Origin of the sequence: Nonomuraea sp. NPDC050202, assembly GCF_040656115.1 — a bacterium.
Lineage (GTDB): Bacteria > Actinomycetota > Actinomycetes > Streptosporangiales > Streptosporangiaceae > Nonomuraea.
In genome coordinates, this window is sequence record NZ_JBFALF010000016.1 from 1 (window position 1) to 18,433 (window position 18,433).

The 18,433-nt window shown below is 70.0% G+C and carries 24 protein-coding genes, 1 pseudogene and 1 other annotated feature; of the genes and pseudogenes, 13 read left to right on the forward strand and 12 right to left on the reverse strand.

Annotated elements, in window-relative coordinates; genetic code table 11:
* From AB0I79_RS34010 to AB0I79_RS34020, 3 genes and pseudogenes are all read right to left on the reverse strand, one after another.
* Positions 1–182: pseudogene (locus AB0I79_RS34010) on the reverse strand (IS30 family transposase); the annotation flags it as partial.
* Positions 110–901, reverse strand: coding sequence for an IS3 family transposase (locus tag AB0I79_RS34015; protein WP_357882664.1), 792 nt, complete (start codon positions 899–901; stop codon positions 110–112). The gene AB0I79_RS34015 and the pseudogene AB0I79_RS34010, both read right to left, overlap by 73 nt.
* Positions 827–940 (reverse strand) — a sequence feature (AL1L pseudoknot). It overlaps the preceding gene by 75 nt.
* Positions 898–1,218: a transposase gene (locus AB0I79_RS34020; RefSeq protein ID WP_357881932.1), complete on the reverse strand. Its 321-nt coding sequence runs from the start codon at positions 1,216–1,218 to the stop codon at positions 898–900. (Overlaps the previous feature by 43 nt.) Before AB0I79_RS34020 ends, AB0I79_RS34015 begins: the two co-directional genes overlap by 4 nt.
* Positions 1,219–1,341: 123 nt before the next feature.
* Here AB0I79_RS34020 and AB0I79_RS34025 point away from each other — a divergent pair, with 123 nt between their 5' ends.
* The 3 genes from AB0I79_RS34025 (at position 1,342) to AB0I79_RS34035 (ending at position 2,764) form a co-directional block, all read left to right on the forward strand.
* Entirely contained in the window at positions 1,342–2,016 is a 675-nt protein-coding gene (locus AB0I79_RS34025) for a histone-like nucleoid-structuring protein Lsr2 (RefSeq protein WP_357882667.1), read from the forward strand.
* A 116-nt stretch (positions 2,017–2,132) separates the two neighbouring features.
* Positions 2,133–2,378: a hypothetical protein gene (locus tag AB0I79_RS34030; RefSeq protein WP_357881935.1), complete on the forward strand. Its 246-nt coding sequence runs from the start codon at positions 2,133–2,135 to the stop codon at positions 2,376–2,378.
* Entirely contained in the window at positions 2,375–2,764 is a 390-nt protein-coding gene (locus AB0I79_RS34035; protein ID WP_357881938.1) for a type II toxin-antitoxin system VapC family toxin, read from the forward strand. The genes AB0I79_RS34030 and AB0I79_RS34035 overlap by 4 nt, the downstream gene beginning before the upstream one ends.
* 204 nt (positions 2,765–2,968) lie before the next feature.
* Here AB0I79_RS34035 and AB0I79_RS34040 read toward each other — a convergent pair whose 3' ends face one another.
* The gene (locus AB0I79_RS34040; protein WP_357882671.1) at positions 2,969–3,277 is read right to left on the reverse strand and encodes a tyrosine-type recombinase/integrase; all 309 of its coding nucleotides are present in this window, start codon (positions 3,275–3,277) and stop codon (positions 2,969–2,971) included.
* 5 nt (positions 3,278–3,282) lie between these two features.
* On the opposite strand from AB0I79_RS34040, the gene AB0I79_RS34045 reads away from it, so the two are divergent.
* The 3 genes from AB0I79_RS34045 (at position 3,283) to AB0I79_RS34055 (ending at position 5,284) form a co-directional block, all read left to right on the forward strand.
* A complete protein-coding gene (locus AB0I79_RS34045; protein WP_357881941.1) occupies positions 3,283–3,768 on the forward strand; it encodes a hypothetical protein in 486 nt (161 codons plus the stop codon).
* Between the two features lie 188 nt (positions 3,769–3,956).
* Positions 3,957–4,622 (forward strand): hypothetical protein, encoded by a 666-nt coding sequence (locus AB0I79_RS34050; protein ID WP_357881944.1) that lies wholly within the window; start codon positions 3,957–3,959, stop codon positions 4,620–4,622.
* 248 nt (positions 4,623–4,870) lie between these two features.
* Positions 4,871–5,284 carry an ATP-binding protein gene (locus AB0I79_RS34055; RefSeq protein ID WP_357881947.1) on the forward strand — a complete coding sequence of 138 codons (414 nt, stop codon included), beginning with the start codon at positions 4,871–4,873 and terminating at the stop codon, positions 5,282–5,284.
* Positions 5,285–5,394: 110 nt separating this feature from the next.
* Here the strand turns inward: AB0I79_RS34055 and AB0I79_RS34060 are convergent, their stop codons facing one another.
* The 3 genes from AB0I79_RS34060 to AB0I79_RS34070 form a co-directional block, all read right to left on the reverse strand.
* Entirely contained in the window at positions 5,395–5,718 is a 324-nt protein-coding gene (locus AB0I79_RS34060; RefSeq protein ID WP_357881950.1) for an STAS domain-containing protein, read from the reverse strand.
* Positions 5,719–5,754: 36 nt separating this feature from the next.
* The gene (locus tag AB0I79_RS34065; protein ID WP_357881953.1) at positions 5,755–6,252 is read right to left on the reverse strand and encodes a DUF5994 family protein; all 498 of its coding nucleotides are present in this window, start codon (positions 6,250–6,252) and stop codon (positions 5,755–5,757) included.
* Positions 6,253–6,571: 319 nt separating this feature from the next.
* Complete coding sequence (locus tag AB0I79_RS34070; protein WP_357881956.1) at positions 6,572–7,816, reverse strand: cytochrome P450; 1,245 nt, start codon at positions 7,814–7,816, stop codon at positions 6,572–6,574.
* A 280-nt stretch (positions 7,817–8,096) separates the two neighbouring features.
* Between AB0I79_RS34070 and AB0I79_RS34075 the strand changes: the two genes are divergently transcribed.
* The 4 genes from AB0I79_RS34075 (at position 8,097) to AB0I79_RS34090 (ending at position 10,303) form a co-directional block, all read left to right on the forward strand.
* The gene (locus AB0I79_RS34075) at positions 8,097–8,303 is read left to right on the forward strand and encodes a cold-shock protein (protein WP_139637865.1); all 207 of its coding nucleotides are present in this window, start codon (positions 8,097–8,099) and stop codon (positions 8,301–8,303) included.
* A gap of 333 nt (positions 8,304–8,636) precedes the next feature.
* A complete protein-coding gene (locus tag AB0I79_RS34080) occupies positions 8,637–8,762 on the forward strand; it encodes a hypothetical protein (protein ID WP_357881959.1) in 126 nt (41 codons plus the stop codon).
* Positions 8,763–8,987: 225 nt separating this feature from the next.
* Positions 8,988–9,260, forward strand: coding sequence for a hypothetical protein (locus AB0I79_RS34085; protein WP_357881962.1), 273 nt, complete (start codon positions 8,988–8,990; stop codon positions 9,258–9,260).
* A gap of 137 nt (positions 9,261–9,397) precedes the next feature.
* Positions 9,398–10,303, forward strand: coding sequence for a type II CAAX endopeptidase family protein (locus AB0I79_RS34090; RefSeq protein WP_357881964.1), 906 nt, complete (start codon positions 9,398–9,400; stop codon positions 10,301–10,303).
* An 11-nt stretch (positions 10,304–10,314) separates the two neighbouring features.
* On the opposite strand, the gene AB0I79_RS34095 is transcribed toward AB0I79_RS34090, so the two are convergent.
* A complete protein-coding gene (locus AB0I79_RS34095) occupies positions 10,315–10,911 on the reverse strand; it encodes a hypothetical protein (RefSeq protein ID WP_357881966.1) in 597 nt (198 codons plus the stop codon).
* Positions 10,912–10,925: 14 nt separating this feature from the next.
* Entirely contained in the window at positions 10,926–11,576 is a 651-nt protein-coding gene (locus tag AB0I79_RS34100; RefSeq protein ID WP_357881969.1) for a DUF4386 domain-containing protein, read from the reverse strand.
* Between the two features lie 267 nt (positions 11,577–11,843).
* Between AB0I79_RS34100 and AB0I79_RS34105 the strand changes: the two genes are divergently transcribed.
* Positions 11,844–15,002, forward strand: coding sequence for an amidohydrolase family protein (locus AB0I79_RS34105; RefSeq protein ID WP_357881972.1), 3,159 nt, complete (start codon positions 11,844–11,846; stop codon positions 15,000–15,002).
* Between the two features lie 114 nt (positions 15,003–15,116).
* On the opposite strand, the gene AB0I79_RS34110 is transcribed toward AB0I79_RS34105, so the two are convergent.
* Positions 15,117–15,989: an LLM class flavin-dependent oxidoreductase gene (locus tag AB0I79_RS34110; RefSeq protein ID WP_357881975.1), complete on the reverse strand. Its 873-nt coding sequence runs from the start codon at positions 15,987–15,989 to the stop codon at positions 15,117–15,119.
* Positions 15,990–16,019: 30 nt separating this feature from the next.
* Positions 16,020–17,039, reverse strand: a complete 1,020-nt coding sequence (locus tag AB0I79_RS34115; RefSeq protein WP_357881978.1) for an aldo/keto reductase — start codon at positions 17,037–17,039, stop codon at positions 16,020–16,022.
* A gap of 111 nt (positions 17,040–17,150) precedes the next feature.
* On the opposite strand from AB0I79_RS34115, the gene AB0I79_RS34120 reads away from it, so the two are divergent.
* The gene (locus tag AB0I79_RS34120) at positions 17,151–17,750 is read left to right on the forward strand and encodes a helix-turn-helix domain-containing protein (RefSeq protein WP_357881981.1); all 600 of its coding nucleotides are present in this window, start codon (positions 17,151–17,153) and stop codon (positions 17,748–17,750) included.
* Between the two features lie 12 nt (positions 17,751–17,762).
* Here the strand turns inward: AB0I79_RS34120 and AB0I79_RS34125 are convergent, their stop codons facing one another.
* Positions 17,763–18,185 carry a TetR-like C-terminal domain-containing protein gene (locus AB0I79_RS34125; protein ID WP_357882674.1) on the reverse strand — a complete coding sequence of 141 codons (423 nt, stop codon included), beginning with the start codon at positions 18,183–18,185 and terminating at the stop codon, positions 17,763–17,765.
* Here AB0I79_RS34125 and AB0I79_RS34130 point away from each other — a divergent pair.
* Positions 18,070–18,429 carry a hypothetical protein gene (locus AB0I79_RS34130; protein WP_357882677.1) on the forward strand — a complete coding sequence of 120 codons (360 nt, stop codon included), beginning with the start codon at positions 18,070–18,072 and terminating at the stop codon, positions 18,427–18,429. The genes AB0I79_RS34125 and AB0I79_RS34130 overlap by 116 nt on opposite strands.
* Positions 18,430–18,433 lie beyond the last annotated feature (4 nt).

Below are 18,433 nucleotides of genomic sequence, written 5' to 3' on the forward strand. Positions count from 1 at the left end.
TCCAGGCGGATCGGCGGCATGCCGCCAGCATGGCGAAACCACCGCACCCCAACCGGCCACGACACGCCAACCCGAAGCGCGGCCTCAACCGTTGTCATCCCCGTCGCGATCAGACGCCAGAAGTCCCGCTGCACGGCGCGCGAGGGCTCAGGCCGACCCGGCGAACGCATCGGCGGCCGCAGCGCCCGGTCCGCCGCCCACTGCCTCCGCGCCCCTTCAGGCACCCGCTCCAGCTTGGTATTCCCGCCCATCGCACACCTCCGTGATCAAGGTGTTGCGACGACCGGTTGAATCCGCCTTGGCAGCCGCGGTCGGAGTGGTGCACCAGCCCGTTCAGCGGGCCGGCCTGGCCGCCGCGGCGCCACAGGGCCATCTCCAGCGCGTCCAGTGGCAGGTCGGTACGCAGGTGGTCGGTCAGCCGCCAGCCGACGATCGTCCGCGAGTAGACGTCGATGACGAACGCGGCGTAGACGAACCCGGCCCAGGTGTGGATGTAGGTCAGGTCGGCCACCCACAGCCGGTTCGGCGCCGGCGCGGCGAAGTCCCGCTCGACCAGGTCGGCCGGGCGCGGACACAGCGGCTCGGCGATGGTGGTGCGGCGCTTGTGATCGCCCCGGACCGCGCCGGACAGCCCTAACCTGCTCATCAGCCGGGCGACCGTGCAGCGGGCCACGGCCACGCCCTGGCGGTTGAGTGCCTTCCACATCTTGCGCACCCCGTACACCTCGAAGTTGTCGTTCCACAGCCGGATGATCTCGGCCGACAGCTGCTCGTCGCGCCGCTCACGGGCCGAGCGCGGCCGGTTGCGGGCCGCGTAGTACGTCGCCGGCGCGAGATCGAGCACCTGGCAGATCGGCTCGACGCCGAATTCGTCGCGGTGAGCGTCGATGAAGGCGACTATCTGGGCGGTCGGGGGTCGAGTTCCCGGGCGAAAAAAGCTGCCGCCGACTTCAAGATCTCATTCGCCCGGCGCAGTTCACGGACCTCCCGCTCGAGCTCGGCGATCCGCTGAGCATCGGCTGTCGAGGTGCCCGGCCGCTTTCCTCCATCGACCTCGGCCTGCCGGACCCAGCCGCGCAACGCTTCGCGGTGGACGCCGAGCTGCTGGGCCACCCGGGCGATGGCGCCCGGCGCGTTACCGGTCTGCTCGCGGACCTCGAACACCATCCGCACCGCGCGCTCACGTACTTCCTGCGGGTACTTCCTGGGGGCTGGCATCGCGTGTGATTCTCCCTTCCGCCAGCACGATCATGCTGGCTTCAGGGCCTCCAACAAACCCGGCGCGGTTCATTCCAAGCTATCTACGGCGAACTGGCCGCGAACGCGACTCGGACCGCTCAGATCGCCGTCGACGTCGCGGACGCGGCGAGCCGGGGCCGGAACAGCCTGCTCTTGACCAATCGAATGGAACATCTCCAATGCCTGGCCGCGGCCCTGGAGGACAGGGGCGTGGCAGCGACGCTTCTGCACGGGCAGCTCAGCGCCGCAGAACGCGACCACGTCCGCACCCGCCTGGCCGATGCCGAGGCAGGCCCGCTGGTGCTGGTGGCCATCGACAAGGTCGCAGGTGAGGGGTTCGACCTGCCCCGGCTGGATGCCCTGTTCCTCGCGATGCCGATCTCGTTCAAAGGAAAGGTGATCCAGCAGGTCGGCCGGATCATGCGAGCAGCTGCCGCCAAACACGACGTCGAGGTGCACGACTATCTGGACGCACAAGTCCCACAGCTGGAACGCATGTACGGCAAGCGGCGACGCACCCTCACCCGCCTCGGCTTCACCACCACAGCATCCGGCTCAGATGAGCGCCCACCGACCACCGACACTCCCCCGCCCCCTTCCCCGCCAGGGATGCCACCAGAGATCACACGGCCAAGCGACCAGCAGCCGACCGCATCGCGGGTGCGCGCATGGGCTCGCGAACAAGGACTCTCAGTAGCCGACCGCGGCAGACTCCGCCCCGAGATCTGGGAAGCCTGGCATGCCGCCGCTGGCACCCTGCCCGAGAAGCACCCGTGACTCGACGAGAACCCGTGTGGCTCGGACGGATACTGCCCATCGGCGTGAGCGAGGATCGACCACCAGTTACGCTGAAGGTGCAACACATGCGCCGCCACGGAGGGAGTCGAGCGACGGTGAGCGTGGACCTCGAACACGAGCCCATTCATGACCTCGCCCGCCGGGTCATCCGGTTGGCCGAGGAAACCCAGCATGCCGCTCAAGTGCTCGAACGCCGTCTGGATGCGCTGGAACGCCGTTCCGAAGCCGCTGGCAGAGCCGAACGCATCTTGAATGTCGCCGCCGGTATGCGAACCCACCTCGGTCGGGATCGACTGTCCGTTGATGATCTATACGACCCGGACACCGGCCTTCCCGCATGATCATCGATTCCAGCGCCATCATCGCCGTCATCAACGGTGAGCCCGAGGCCGCCCCATTCGCCCACGCCATCGCCGCAGCCGTGTGTCGCATCTCGGCTGTTAACTACGTCGAAGCGGCCATCGTGGCAGACAACCGCGGCGATGCCATGCGCAACGCCTTCGACACACTCGTTGACGAGATGGGCCTCATTATCGAGCCAGTAACACCCCATCAGGCCAGGATCGCGCGCCAGGCGTACCAGACCTACGGCAAGGGCAACAACTCCAAGGCCAAGCTCAACATGGGAGACTGCTTCGCCTACGCCCTAGCCAAGGACCTCGACCAGCCCCTGCTCTTCAAAGGCGAGGACTTCCCGAATACCGACATCACCCCCGCACTGCCCTGACAGTAAAGGGATGCCATTCCTCCCGTGGTTGCTCGTCGAATGCTCGTCGGCACCCGATACGGCATGGCACCGGACGGCATGGTTGGACATTTTACGGGCGGACAACGCATGACATCGCGACACAACAGGACACGATTCGATAGTGGGCGACATTGAGAACTGCGACTTTTAATCCGTAGGTTCCGGGTTCGAGCCCCGGGCGCCCTACCCACAACGACCTGGGCGGACTCCCCGATCTTCATGATCCGGAAGCCCGCCCAGTTGCATTTTCGGTTGCAGACATCCCCAAAGTGCGCGGCCCATGCGGGCTGCTGCTTCGGTCGAGAGTGTGGCCGTGATGTGGGCGTAGCGCTTGGTTGTGGTCAGTTGTGAGTGGCCGAGGATGCCTGAACAACGCTGGTCCACACCCTGCTCGATGAGGAGTGTCGCGACGGTGTGGCGAGCGTCGTGGATTCGTCTTTCTCGACTTCGGCCAGGCGCAGGAGTTTCTTCCGTTCGTCCCAGTCCTGGCAGGCGTCTTGATCGCGGCCATCAGGCTGTTGCGGTCCGAAGGCGGGCTTGATCCTTCGCCCGATCTACATGAAGCACAGGTCATGTTCTCGGAGCGATCCGCCTGGCTCGCCGGCCAAGGCTTGGTCGACCTTGAGAGCCCGCCTGTGCAGAACCACCGGTTGATCGAGGCGGCCCGTGCGCTCAGCGAGCCGGTGGGCGCGATCGAGGCTCCATGGGACGGAGATACTCAGGGCTGGTTCGTGGTACTCGTCGCGATCGTGCGCCGCCCGGGCAGGCACCATCACCGCTTCGACGAGCGGCCACTGACGTCGATTCGCCACGGGAGCGACCTGCGCGTGATCAACGGTCAGGTGCCACCGTGGCCCGAAGCCATCGAGGCTCTCGAGAAGGGCGAGGCGGTAGCCCGCAGCCTCGGTGTGCCGTTCCACTTCACCAGCCCGGACTCACCGGACATCGACTTGCCACGCTGGTGGGACTCACAGGTCGGCTGACGGACGCCCAACCATCGGGCAGGTCATGTGCGTAGCGTGCGATGTTCGCTCTGATGCGCGCGGGCGCCGCACCCGGATTGCTCCCGCCGGACCTCGAGTCGAACGAGTTGGCTCCATCGACGTACGTTCCAGGACGATCAGGCCGAGAAAGATCGCCCTGATTGTCGAGCCTCGGGAGATACACGGGCATGGTTAAGGTGCTGGCAGCCACTTACGAGTGGCTTTATCAGGAGTTCACCGACAGCGTGGGCGATACCTGGCTCTGCGTCGGCTTTGTGCGGGACGTGCCTCCCGGAGATGCTCTGCGACGGATCGACGTGGTTCCAGGCAGCCCTCTGGACGGGGAGGGGTTCGGCGTCGCGGCGTACCGGGCCGAGGGCGGAACGGTCCTGGTGGAGTACGGGTGGGGTGGCGTCCTCCGCTGTGGAGCCGACCTGCTGTCCGAAGGAGCAGCCGCCGCCACCGTGCGCATGACGATCAAGGGAGCCGACTTCTCCTTCCATGAGAACGGTGATCTGATCACGACCTTCAGCCTGTACAGCTTTCGGTTCCGAGAGGGCGCGGACCCCGATCGCCTTCGGGCCGACGTCGTCGACCTTGGGCTCCACCTCAACGGAGACGAACCGGGGTTCGTTGACAACCCGCCTCGGCGGCCCTGGCTCTTGCAGAGCGGGCCACCGGTGTTCACCTGTCACGCGCGGCCTACGGCCGCACGCCGCTGGTCGGCTCGACGGAGCATCTGCATCCCTACGTGTAGGGCAGCGCGAGGCCGAGGGCAGACCGCCTTGGGACGGTCGCGGCGACGACCGAGCACGGGGCGATCACAACCGCCGGCTCCGGGGATCGGGCGCTGACGGTGGTTGGCCGGGCGGGCGAGGGGCATGATGGAGGAAAGCACTGGCTGCCCCAGACCCTGGCGGTCCCGTTCCATGGCAAAGGACCGTGATGGCGGTGGCCGGCGGACCGTCCCTTGGCTTGGCGGCCGAGACAATCCTGAAGAGGCACTCCCGTAGCGGCGGTGACCGCGTCACGGCGGTCAGCAGGCAGCGGCGCCCGCTGCTGGTCGCCGGCGACCTGCCTGGCGTGAGCGGAGGCCGGGCGGATGACGCGCTTGCCGGACGGTGATCGGCGCCTGCTGCTGACGTGCCGGTTCGGCCACGCCGGGCTGCCCCTGCTGCGGCACGCGGTGTCCATCCAGGCGGCCCGGGCCGGGCTGAGCGGTGGGCGCTGGGACGATTTCGTCCTGGCGGTACACGAGGCGGCGGTGAACGCGGTCGGCCATGGCGGTGGCCGGGGTGAGCTGCGACTGTGGCGCAACGGGACGATGTTGTGCTGCCAGATCAGCGACGACGGGCCTGGCGCCGAGGTGGGCATGCCGAACGGCGCCCATCTGCCCTCGCTGGACGGCACCGACGGGCGCGGTCTGTGGCTGATCCGCCGGCTGTCCGACGAGGTCGCCATCACCGGCGGCGCGGAAGGCACCGTGTTGCGGGTCTCCTTCCGTCTGCCGGGCTGATCCCGCGCGAACCGGGTCCGGGCGGGATCCGCCGGTCGAGGCGTGACGCGCCCGTTTCCTGGTTGCTGCGGCACCTGTACGCGTTCGCCCTGCCGGGCCGCCGAGGCACCTCACACCACCATCGGCAGGTCGCGGTCCAGGCCGGTGATGTGCAGCAGCCGGGACATGAACGGGCGGGGCGCCCTCAGGACGACGGTGATGCCCATCGACCGGGCGCGGCGCTGGATGCCGACCACGACGGCCAGGCCGCCGGCGTCGCAGAACGACACCTGCGACAGGTCAAGGATGAGCACGCTCGTGCTGTAGTGCAGCGTGCTCATCAGTTGCCTGCGAAGCGCTGCGCTGGTGAAGAGGTCGATCTCGCCGGAAAGATGGACGATGGTCGGCTTGGACGGGCCGGCCACGCCGAGCGGGGCGGTGTCGATGACGGTCATGGGATGTCTCCTTTATGGAATGTCTCCTTCGGCTGGTCAGGGGTCATGTCTGCTGTCGGTGATCGATCCGCCCCCGTTCGGCCGCCGGGCAGAGCCGGCGGCCGACGCCCGCGCATCGAGGTCGGGCGGCTGGCGCGTGAGGAGGCGGCTCTCGTCAACGGTCAGGCCGGCCGTGTCGCGAATGGTCACCCGGAGCTTGGCCGCCGCGGCGCCGAAGGCGGCGCCCGGCGGGATGACCAGCAGGACGACGGGCTCGCCGGCCGCGAAGAACAGAGTGATCAGGCGCGGGTCGACGGGACGGAGCCCGTTGATGTGGACCTGGCGCCCGCGTGCCGGGATGCGGCGTGGGACGCTGCGCCACGCGTCGCCGTGCAGGCTGATGCGGAGCGTGACGCGGCCGAGCAGCCGGTCGACGGCGGTGATGAGACCGGGCAGCTCGGCGGCCGCGTCACGGGAGTATGGCCACCAGGCTCCGTCGACCACGGCGCGGCGATCCAGCGCCGGGTAGAGGCGGAGCCTCAGCGTGCAATCCACCCGGGGGATCGCGGACGAGGCAGAGCTGAGCGGTGCGGGCCGGGAGAGAAGTGTCGGCATCATGATCGCCTGGCCTGTCCGGGTCCCTCCGTGGGACCGGTGGTGGTTCGCCGGGGGCGACGCAGACCTGATTGCCAACGCTCAATAGTCCTCGGTACTTACAGTCTACCTCTCGATGGAGGTCAGCCGTGCTGTGCGTTCGCGTCCTGCGGCTGGTCAGGCTGGTCGCGTTGGCCCAGGGTTGGCCCAGGGTTGGGCCAGGGCGGGGCCAGGGTGGGGCCGGCCGGCGAGCGGCCGCAGGGGGTCGCGGGAGGGCGTGTCAGGTGCGCAGCTTGTAGCGGATGGGCAGGCGCTTGATGCCGCCGACGAAGGTGGTGGCCGTCCATTCCGGGCGGCCTGCGAGCTCGATGTCGTCCAGGCGGGGCAGCAGCTCGGCGAACAGGGCCCGCAGCTCCATCCGGGCCAGCGCCGCGCCCAGGCAGTAGTGCACGCCGAACCCGAAGGCGAGGTGCCGGTTGGGGTCACGGCCGACGTCGAAGGTGAACGGGTCGGCGAACACCTCCTCGTCGCGGTTGGCCGACGGGTACGACAGCAGGACGGACTCCCCCGCGCGGATCGGCACGCCGCGCAGGCTGGTGTCGGCCGACGCCGTGCGCATGAACTGCTTGACGGGGGTGACCCAGCGGATCATCTCGTCCACCGCCAGCGGCAGCAGGCCGGGGTTCTCGAGCAGCCGGGCCCGCTGGCCGGGGTGTTCGATGAGGGCGTGCAGCCCGCCGGCGACGGTGGAGCTGGTGGTGTCGTGGCCGGCGGTGGCGATGATGACGTAGTAGGAGGCCGTCTCCAGGTCGTCGAGCGGCTTGCCGTCCACCGTGGCGTTGGCGATGGCGGAGGCCAGGTCGTCGGTGGGGTGGGCGCGGCGGGCCGCGGTGAGCTCCTGGAAGTAGGCGAAGAAGTCCAGCAGGACCGAGAACTGCTCCTCGGAGCTGCCGCCCCGCCTGTTCTCCTGGTCGTCGCCGCCGAACAGCTCCTGAGTGAGCTTGAGCATCCGGGGAAAGTCGGACTCGGGCAGGCCGAGCAGCGAGAGGATCACGTACAGCGGGTAGTGCACCGCGACCTGGGTGGCGAAGTCGCACTCGCCGCCGTAAGCGGCCATCCGGTCCACGTAGCGGCGCGCGAGCTCCTGGATCCGCGTCTCCATGGCGCGCATGGCCTTGGGCCGGAACCAGTCCGCGGCGATGGCCCGGACCACCCGGTGTTGCGGGTCGTCCATGTGCACCAGGGTTTTCAGCACGACGCCGTCCGCCGCGTGTTCCCTGGCGAGGTCCTCGTGGTCGCTCCTGAGGAGATGCGGCCGCGGCGCGCTGAGCCATAGGGCGTTGTCACGTTCGATCCGCATGATGTCGGCGTGCCGGGTGACGGCGTAGAACGGCCGGTAGCCGGGGCTTCGTACGAGGTGGACCGGGTCCTCGCGGCGGAGCAGGGCGAGCGCCTGGTGCAGCCTGGTCTCGTCGGTGTAGGCGACGGGGTCGGCCAGCATGAGGCCCGCGTGTTCGGCGGTCATGATCCTCAAGGTAGGGGCCGCCCCCGGCGGTCTCCTGGGCACCCCCGGCTCACGCGGTGGCGGCGACACGGGCTCTCCTGAGCGAGGATCATCGGAAAGTGTGCTAGCCTGAGGTGCGTTGCAGTTATGGTACCCATAAAGACTTTATGCGCGCCTGATAGATTGGATCTATGGGCGCGTTTCTGTTTTCCGGCTTTTCCGGATGGGCTCATCGCGGCGGCACGAGATTCACGAGGTGTGAATTCTCTAGTTTTCCCGGCACTGTCTGAAGGAGATCGACATGGCCACCGGCACCGTCAAGTGGTTCAACTCGGAAAAGGGCTTCGGCTTCATCGCGCAGGACGGCGGCGGCGCCGACGTCTTCGCCCACTACTCCAACATCGTCGCCAACGGTGGCTACCGTGAGCTGACCGAGGGGCAGAAGGTGTCCTTCGATGTCGTCCAGGGCCAGAAGGGCCCGCAGGCGGAGAACATCGTCGCCGCCTGACCTGGCACATCACGAGGCCGGGTCCGCGCTCAGGCGCGGGCCCGGTTTCCGGTCGCCACCATGCCCGCGCCCCTCGCGCGGACCCCGGCGCCCGCGGCCCGGCCGCGACCGTCCGCGTCGCGCGGACCTCGGCGCCCGTGCCCCGGACGCCCGGATCGAGCCCGGACGGGATGCGCCACATTTCGCCTCGGGGTCGATTTATTCGCCGGCGAGGCGCATACTTGCCCAATGAGACGTACTTCGCCGGCTGCCCGGCGACGCCCTCCGGGCAGCCCTTTCAACACTCCGGAAATACCTCCCGCGCCTATCGAGCAGTTTGCGGCCGGAGACCGGGTGAGCCATGACAAATACGGCCTCGGCCGAGTTCTCGCGGTCGATCAGGATGACGCTGTTCTCATCGATTTCGGCGCGGCCACGTATCGAATCGCCTCACCGTACGCCAAACTCGTGAAGCTGTGACGAGCACCGCGCCTCCCCGGTGCTCTCGTCGCCGGTCGGCCCTGCGACAGTTCGGGAGGATTCATCATCATCAGCGAGCCCAGCGTACGCAGCACGCACCGTCGCGTGGTCGAAACCGCGATCTTCGGCATGGGCGACCAGTCCCACCACCCTGAGACAGCCCGATGGACGTGTCCCCACGGGCAACATGTCGGACAGGGCTGCGTGCCGTGCTACCGCGCCGCGATGGCCCCCGACGCGGCCCTGCCGCTGTGGGCGGCCGTGGTGTGGTTCACCTCCCCCCGGCCCATCCCCATCAAAGTCCTGCACGATGTGCACCGCCACGGCCGCCACTTCTCCCTCGACCAGCCCTCGACGCCCCTGGTCTTCCTCCTCACCGGGCAGGCACACGCGGCTCAGGGCGTGGAGGCGGTGGCGGGCCTGGTCGGCTTCCTCCTCCAGAGCCGGGGCGCCGTCGACGACTTCACCGTGACGGAGGTACGCGCCACCCGCTTCTGACGCGCCCGGCCGTGGTCTCCGGCCGCGCGCTGGTACCCCTGGCTCTACCACCCTTGGGGCGCAGGCGGGAGCGACGGTGACGGCCCGCCGCTGATGTGCTGAGCGCTGTCAGACAAGCGCTCCCCCAAGGAACTGATATGGCAGTGCACAGCCGGCCGGTCACCGAGCACCCTCCAGGTCAGAACGGGCTGCGTGGTCTCATCCGCCGCCGCCCCCTGGTCAGCTTCTTCCTCATGGCCAACCTGCTGAGCTGGGTCGCCTGGCTGCCCTACATCCTGTCGGCCAACGGCCTCGGGATCCTGGGCTTCGGCTTTCCCGCCCTGCTCGGCACCACGCAGTTGCTCGGCGTCCTCCCGGGCGCCTACCTCGGCCCGATCTTCGCCGCCTACGTCGTGACCAGGGTCACCGAGGGCAAGGAAGGCATCCGCCGGTGGATCGGGCGGATGACCAAGTGGCGGGTCGGCTGGATCTGGTACCTCGTGACCGCCCTCGGCGTCCCCGCCGCCATCATCGTCACCGGCATGGCGGTGAGCGAGGGGGACGTCCGCATGCCGCCCGTCGCCGTGCTGGCGGCGTACGTGCCCGGCCTGCTGCTCCAGATGGTCACCACCGGACTGGCCGAGGAGCCCGGCTGGCGGGACTTCGCCCTGGCGCGCATGCAGCGCAGGCTCGGCCCGCTGGGCGCCACCGCCGTCCTCGGTCCGCTGTGGGGCCTGTGGCACCTGCCGCTGTTCCTGAGCGAGTGGGGCGGGTGGCCGGATGTCACCTGGGAGAGGGTCGGCATGTTCCTCGCCTTCACCTGCATGTTCAGCGTGGTCGTCACCTGGGTGTTCAACCGGACCGGGCAGAGCCTGCCGCTGATCATGCTGCTGCACGTCAGCGTCAACAACTTCATGTCGATCGCCTACTCGGACATGTTCCCGTCGATCGCCGGCCCTGATCATGCGAGCCAGGTCACCCTGCTGGCGGGCACCACGGCGGCCTTCCTGGTGCTCGTCGCGACCCGCGGCCGGCTGGGCTACCGTCCCGCCCTCCAGGACTGAGCCATCGGGCCCTACCGGGGGCCGGAGGCGAGCCGGTCTGCCACCATGCGGCGCCGTTCCGCCGGTAGATCGTGCGCGGCCATGGCCCTGGCCAGGAGATCGGGGTCGAAGCCCTGCGCCGCCATGTGGTCGAGGAGAGGCTCGTACCGGTCGGGCCGGTCGCGCAGGAGCTCCGTGGCCAGCCGCAGTTCCAGGCGGACCACGGGAACCCGGTACGAGCCGCACGTGATCAGCACGTAGTGCCGCCACGGGCCGTTGCCGACGCACTCCATCCCGTCGGAGTCGGTCTCCCGCTCGACGGTGCTGATCTCCAGGTGCACCCCGTTCACGTCGTACCTGGCGAAGTACTGCGCGCTCCCGGGGAGCCAGGAGGCCGCGTGCAGGCAGGGGAAGGAGGAGAGGGCGGCGGCGATCAGGTGCACGTCCTCGCGCCGGGCCGCCAGGAGGTCGACATCGCCGGCAGGAAGAGGGACGCCCTGCAGGAGAGCCGCGCTCGTGCCGCCCACGCGATATTGCGGGGTTCTCCCCGAAGCGCTCAGGGCGGTGAGAGTGGTCTCCAGCGCCGAGGTCACGTCGTCCAGGCGCAGATTCGCCTCACCGTCTCCCATGGCGATCAGCGTAGTCATCGCGAGCCGCGGGGGGTCAGGCCTCGGGTCATCAACCAGATGGCCAGGACGACGCTCTGCAGGGCCAGTGGTGCGTTTATGGTCAGATAAAGCGGCGTGACGACGCCGGTCGCCTGAGAAAGCACCAGAAGGCTCGCCAGAATGGCCGCTCCGGTGCCGAGAAATCCCCACACGGACAACCAGCGCGGGACGAGTCGCGACCGATGCAGGATGCGGAACAGCAGGAGGTCCCCGAGGCCGAGCGCGAGGATCAGCGCGACGTGATTCACCAGGTCGCGGGCCGTCCGCAGCAACTGGCCCAGCGCCTCGGTGCCGGGTGCGGCCGACGCGTGTTCCTGGCCCAGCACGAGGAACAAGGGCAGGACGATCACGCCTGACAACTGGAACGTCGCCGCGACCAGCCTGAGTCCGAGAAAGCCTGGAGCGAGCGCTGCGCTTTCCGACCGCAAGGCCGGATACAGGCACAGCGCGAATCCGACATAGGCGGGGATCATGATGAACTGCGATATCGCGCCGACGATGATCTGGCTCTGGTGGGCGGGAACGAGAGCCAGATAATCCGGCTCCTCGAGAACGGGGACGACACTCAGCACGCCGGCGATCATGCCGACGATCACCAGCGCGCCCGCGAGCCTGTCTGTCTTCATGGCGAATCCTCATGCGTTCCGGCCAGCCTTACGGTCGTAAGGAAGCTACTCCTTACAGGTGTAAGGCCGCAAGAGCCGGCCATCGAGGCGAACGGCTGCTCCAGCGCCGCGAGGCGAGGCGAACGGCATGCTCGTGCGGGGGGTTGTCGGGGCCGCCGCGCGCGTAGCCCATCACGGTGCCGGGAGCTCCCCCTTGACCGATCCTCCTGACCAACGTATGCACGCCGTAGACGAAGATCCGGGTCAAGCGCGTGGAGGGAAGTCCCGATGTCACCTGACGCTCCTGACTCGGCCGGCTCGATGTCCCGCCCGAGCCGCCGCGCCGTCCTGGCGGGCGGTGCCGCCGCGGCTCTCACCGCCGCGATCACCCCCGTCGCGACCGCTCCGGCCAGGGCCGGCGCGGCAGGCAGGACCTCCGTCGCGACCGGCACCGACTTCGCCGTCGCGCCCTCGCCCGACGGCCGCCGGCTGGCCTTCGACCTGCTCGGCGTCCTGTGGGTCTGCTCCGCCTCGGGCGGCACCGCCCGCCGTCTCACCAGCGACCTGTACGACATCGCCCAGCCTGACTGGTCCCCGGACGGCTCCGGCATCGTCTTCCAGTCCTACCGCGACGGTGCCTTCAACCTGTGGACGATCCGGCCCGACGGCTCCGCGATCAGGCAGCTGACCAGGGGCCCGTTCGACCACCGCGAGCCCCGCTACAGCCCGGACGGCCGCACCGTCGCCTACTCCTCCGACGCCGGCGGCAGCTATGGGATCCACCTGCTCGACCTCGCCACCGGCAAGTCGCGTGCCCTGACCGACACCCCGAGCGAGGAGTACGAGCCGGCCTGGTCACCCGACGGCACCAGGCTCGCCTTCGTCGTCGCCGACACCAGGATCGACGTCGTCGAGGTCGCCACCGGCGCGCGCAGCACCGCAGTGACCGTCCCCGCGGGCCAGGTCATCCACCAGCCGTCCTGGCTGCCGAACGGGACCGACCTCGCCTACCACCTGTTCCGCGCGGGCATGAACGAGCTGGCGAGCACCACCGGCACCCTGGTCACGGGCGAGGAGGTCTTCCCGTTCCGGGCCCGGTTCGCCCCGGACGGGCGCTACTTCTACACCTCGGCCGGCGCCATCAGGACCCGCCGCCTCGGCTCCGCCGCCGCCGGCACGGTCGGCTTCACCGCCGCGCTGACCACCACGACCCCGAAGTACCAGAAGAAGGCCCGCGTGTTCGACGCGCCCGGCTCGTTCCCCGTCGTCGGGATCGGCAGCCCGGCCGTGTCACCGGACGGGTCCACGGTGGCGTTCCGCGCGCTCAACGACATCTACCTGATGCGGATCGGTGGCGCCCCCCGCCCGCTCTTCCGCGACCGCTGGTGGAAGGCCGACCCGGACTTCTCCCCGGACGGGCGAAGCCTGGCGTTCGTCACCGACCGTACGGGAACGCTGAACATCTGGCTCCGCGACCTGGCCACGGGCGACGACCGGCAGCTGACCCGGCTGACCGACTCCGCCGCCCTGTCCGTCAGATGGTCACCTGACGGCAGGGAGATCGCCTACCTGGACCAGGACGGCGCCCTGTGGATCCTGGACGTCGCCACCGGCGACATCCAGAAGATCTTCAACGCCACCTTCGAGCCGGGCCGGCCGACCTGGTCCCCCGACGGCAGGACGATCGCGCTGGCCGCCGTCGTGCCGTACTCGCGGCGCTACCGCGAGGGACTGTCCAAGATCCTGCTCGTCGACCGGGCCACGGGCGCCGGCACGTACGTCGATCCCGCGCCGCACCGCTCCTTGCAGACCCGCGGCGACGACGGCCCCGTCTGGTCGCCGGACGGCACCATGCTCGCCTTCGCCATGGAGTCGCTGATCTGGGTGCTGCCGGTGGACGGCACCGGCCGCCCGACCGGCCGCGCCCGCCAGGTCACCCGCGAGGTGTCCGACGCCCCCGTCTGGGCCGGCGACTCCGCCACCCTCCTCTACCTGAACGGCGGGCGGCTGAGGAGCGTACGCGTCGGCGGCGGCTCCGCCCGCACCGTCCCGCTCCGCCTGACCTGGCGCAACGACCCCGGCCCCGAGCAGGTCGTGGTGCACGCCGGCCGCGTGTGGGACGGTGTCTCCGCGACCGTCGCCCGCGACGTGGACATCATCGTGCGGGGCCAGCGCATCACCGCCGTGGAGCCGCACCGGGACGGGCGCCCCGGCACCCTGGTCGACGCGAGCGACAGGTTCGTCATGCCGGGCCTGATCGACATCCACCACCACCGCGAGATGCAGGGCTACGCGTACGGCTCGCGGCAGGGCCCGCTCTGGCTGGCCTTCGGCATCACCACGACCCGCTCACCGGGCTCGCCCGCGTACCACATGGTGGAGGAGCGCGAGTCGGTGCAGTCCGGCGCCCGGCTCGCGCCGCGTTACCTGGGCACCGGCGAGGCCGTCGACGGGTCGCGCGTCTACTACAACTTCATGCGCCCGACGTTCACCCACGACCAGTTGCGGCTGGAGCTGGAGCGGGCGGCCGACCTCGACTACGACCTGATGAAGTGCTACGTGCGGCTGCCGGTCGCCTGGCACAGGGAGGTCATCGACTGGGCGCACCGCCATGGCAGGCCGGTGACCTCGCACTACCACTACCCGGCGATCGCCATGGGCGGCGACCAGACCGAGCACATCGGCGCCACCAGCCGGTTCGGCTACTCGCGCACGGTCACGAACGTCGGCTCCGCCTACTCGGACGTCATCGCCATGTTCAACGCCTCGAAGATGGCCAGAACCCCCACCCTGTTCAACTCCACCGCCCTCTACCGGGAGGACAGCTCGCTGGCCGCCGACGAACGCGTCCGCCGCCTCTACCCGAACTGGCGGATGGCACAGCTGAGGGCAACGGTCGCCACGGCCCAGAACGCCGACCCGGCGGCGATCCAGGTCACCCTGCGGAACCTGGCCAACCAGGTCGCCCAGCTCGTGGCGATGATCCGCGGGGGCGGCGTGGTCACCGTCGGCACCGACGCGCCCATCGACCACGTCGCGGTCAGCCTGCACATGAACCTGCGCGCCATGGTCAAGTACGGCCTCACCCCGCTGGAGACGCTCACCGCCGCGACCAGCGTGCCCGGCGAGCACCTCGGCCAGCCGCTGGGCAGGATCGGCAAGGGCATGTACGCCGACCTGGCCATCGTCGACGGCGACCCGCTCACCCGCATCGAGGACGCCGCCAACGTCACCGCCGTCCTCGTCGGTGGCAGGCACCACACCGTCGAGCAGCTCCTCGCGCCGTACCCGTCCGCCACCACCACCGACCAGGCCGCCCCCGCCGCCTCGGCGCCGTCCGGAAAGGTCAGGGACCCTGTCCCCGCGCACGCGAGCACCGCGGCCTACTGGTGGAACGACCCTGGCGAGCTGGGCAGGGCTCGCGTCTCCTGCTGCCACGACGAGTAGGCGGGCGGGCAGCATGCGGGTGCTGCTCCTGGGCGGCACCTGGCCCACCCGCCGCAGGCCGCCACCTGGACCGAGGCGGGCGGCGCTGCCGACGGCGCCGCGCCGGCCAGGGCGTCATGACGTGGCGATGAGCTCGTCGGCGACCCACCGTGCGACGCCCTCGGGGAACGGCGACGGCAGCCCGAGGACGATGTGACGGAAGCCGGCGTCGAGCGACTGCGCGATGGCCTCCCGGGTGCGGGCGGGCTGCTCGTAGGAGACCGGCACGTGGATCGAGCGGACGATCGAGGCGGGGTCCCGGCCGATCTCGGCGCAGTAGCGGTCCAGCATCGCGCTGCGGCGCACGACATCGTCGAGGTCGCCGCCGGGCACGTTCCAGACGTCGGCGTGCTCGGCGGCCACGCGCAGGGTCGAGGCGGCGCGCCCGCCGATCACGATCGGCGGATGCGGGCGCTGGACGGGCTTGGGGTTGCAGTACGCCTGAGTCACCCGCACATAGCTGCCCTGGAAGTCGAACGGCTCGGTCTCGGTCCACAACCGCCTGATCACCGTGCAGGCCTCGGCGAGGCTGCCCACGGCGTGCGCGGCGTCGTGGTACGGCAGGCCGTGCGCGTCGTACTCGCGGCGGGCCAGCGGGTGGCCGGGCCGGGAGCCGGCGCCGATGCCGAAGTCGAGCCGTCCGCCGGAGACGATGTCGACGGTCGCGGCGATCTTGGCGAGCATCGCGGGCGGCCGGAACCGGTTGCTGGTCACGAGCACGCCGACGCGCAGCCGCCGGGTCTGCGCGGCCAGGGCCGAGAGCAGCGTCCAGCCTTCGTGGGTGGGCCCGTCCGGGTCGCCGTGGATCGGCATGAGGTGATCGAACAGCCACGTGTGCTCGATCTCGGGGATCGTGTCGGCCTCGCGCCAGACCCGCAGGACGTCCTGGTAGTCGACCTGCGAGGGGGCGGTCATGATGCCGAAGCTGGGGCGGGGGTCGTGCGGCATGGCGCTGGTCCTTTCACTGCCGCGGGACGCTCAGCGGCGTCGCAGCGCGGGGTCGAGCAGGGCGGGAGGGGTGTCGAAGTTCTCGTGCGGGGCCAGGTCGACGCCGGGTGCGACGAGCTCGTCGATGGCGTCGAGGACGTCGGCGGGCAGCACCGTGTCCGCGGCGGCGAGCTGGGAGCGCAGGTGGTCCAGGGTGCGGGGGCCGATGAGCGCGCTGGTCACGGCGGGGTGGGCGGTGACGAAGCCGAGCGCGAGCTGGATCATCGTCAGACCGGCCGCGTCGGCGACCTTCGCCAGCCGCTCGACCGCGTCGAGCCTGACGCGGTTGAGCGGGATGGACAGGTCGAAGCGCTCGGGCATGAACGCCGAGCGGTGGGTGGCGATCTCCCGGCCCTCGCGGACCGCGCCCGTCAGCCAGCCCGAGGCCAGCGGGCTCCACGCCAGCACCCCGAGGCCGTACTGCTCGGTGACGGGCAGGACGTGCGACTCGATGCCGCGCTGCAGGATCGAGTAGCTGGGCTGCTCGGTGACGTATCGCCCGAAGTGGTGCTCCTTGGCGGCCCACTGGGCCTGCACGATGCGGTAGGCGGGGAAGGTCGAGGAGCCGAAGTAGCGGATCTTGCCCGCGCGCTGCAGGTCGGTCAGGGCCGACAGCGTCTCCTCGTCGCCGGTCGCCGGGTCCCAGCGGTGGAGCTGGTAGAGGTCGACGTGGTCGACGCCGAGGCGGCGCAGGCTGTTGTCCAGCTCGGTGACCAGCCAGCGGCGCGAGCCGCCCTGGTGGTTGCGCTCCTGTCCCATCGGCAGGCCTGCCTTGGTGGCCAGGACGATGTCGTCGCGGCGGCCGGCGATGGCCTTGCCGACCATCTCCTCCGACTCGCCGGCGCCGTACATGTCGGCGGTGTCGATGAGGTTGATGCCGGCCTCGAGGGCGGCGTCGACGATGGCGGTGGCCTCGTCCTGGGGGGTGCGCCCGATGGCGCCGAAGTTCATCGCGCCGAGCGCGAGGGAGCTGACCTGGACACCGGTACGGCCCAGCGTGCGGTACTGCATGGCTGTGTTCTCCCTGATCTGGCATCATGGATAAATGGAACGCGATTCCGTTAACCGCCACGATAGGGAACCGTGTTCCGTTTAGCAAGTGCGGAGTGGAGGATGCGGCGCGTGCACGACAACGAAGCAGGCACAGCAGGCACGGGGCAGGCGGCGCCGCGCAAGCGGGCGGACGCCCGGCGCAACGAGCGGACGCTGCTCGACGCCGCCGCGGCCGTCTTCGTGACCTCAGGCGTCGAGGCGCCGATCCGCGACATCGCGGCCAGGGCGGGAGTCGGCGTGGCCACGATCTACCGCCACTTCCCGACGCGGGCTGATCTCATCATCGCCGTCTATCGGCACCAGATCGAGGCCTGCGCCGAGGCCGGGCCCGTCCTGCTGGAGAGCAGCCCGACCCCGCACGCGGCGCTGGGGCGGTGGATCAACCTGTTCGTCGACTTCCTGGTCACCAAGCACGGGCTCGCCGCCGTGCTGCAGTCGGACGAGGCCGGCTTCCAGCAGTTGCACGCCTACTTCCTCGACCGCCTGCTGCCCGTGTGCGCCCGGCTCGTGGCGGCCGCGGCCGACGCCGGCGAGATCCGCCCGGACCTGGAGGCGTACGAGCTCATGCGCGGCGTCGGGAACCTGTGCATCGGCGCGGACAACGATCCCCGCTACGACGCGCGGCGCCTGGTCGGGCTGCTCATCGACGGCCTGCGACAGCCCCGCTAGGATCTTCCGGAATCACGTTCCGGAAGCCAGCAGCTCCTGCAGCTCGGACTCGAAGAACAGGGTGGCGTCGAAGCCCATCCCGGCGAAGTGGCCGGCGAGCTCCAGCGACAGCACGCCGTGCAGGCGGGTCCAGAAGGTCAGGGCGCGGCGCAGGGCCGCGGGAGGGGCGGGGTGCTCCCCCGCCCACTGCCGGTGCCCTTCCAGGTGCCCGTCGAACGGCGTCGCCGGGCCGTCCGCGCGCAGCGGGGCGCAGGCGTCGAGCAGGGTCTTCCAGCTGCAGACCGACGTCGAACGCTGGCCGGCCTGGCAGTCCCCCGTCCTGACCGCGAAGCGGCTCGACCACGGCGCTCTGCGCAAGGGCTCGCGGTTCCGCTGGACCACCCCCGCGCCCGCCACGCCCACCACCCCCGCCACCACCCTGGAGATCACCTCCACCGTCCGGCAGCTCCAGCGCGGCTCCTGCATCCTGTGGACCGGGCCCGCGATCGGCCAGGGGCTGCGCATCGACAAGGGGGTCCACCTGTGGACGTTCACCAAGGTGAAGGGCGGGGTCCGCGTGCACACCGAGGAGACCTGGACGGGCGCGCAGGTCGAAGCGGACGTCCCCACCGCGACCGCGGCGCTCGGCGCGGGCCTCGAAGCGTGGCTGCACGACCTGAAGGCCGCCGCCGAGGCCTGATCGG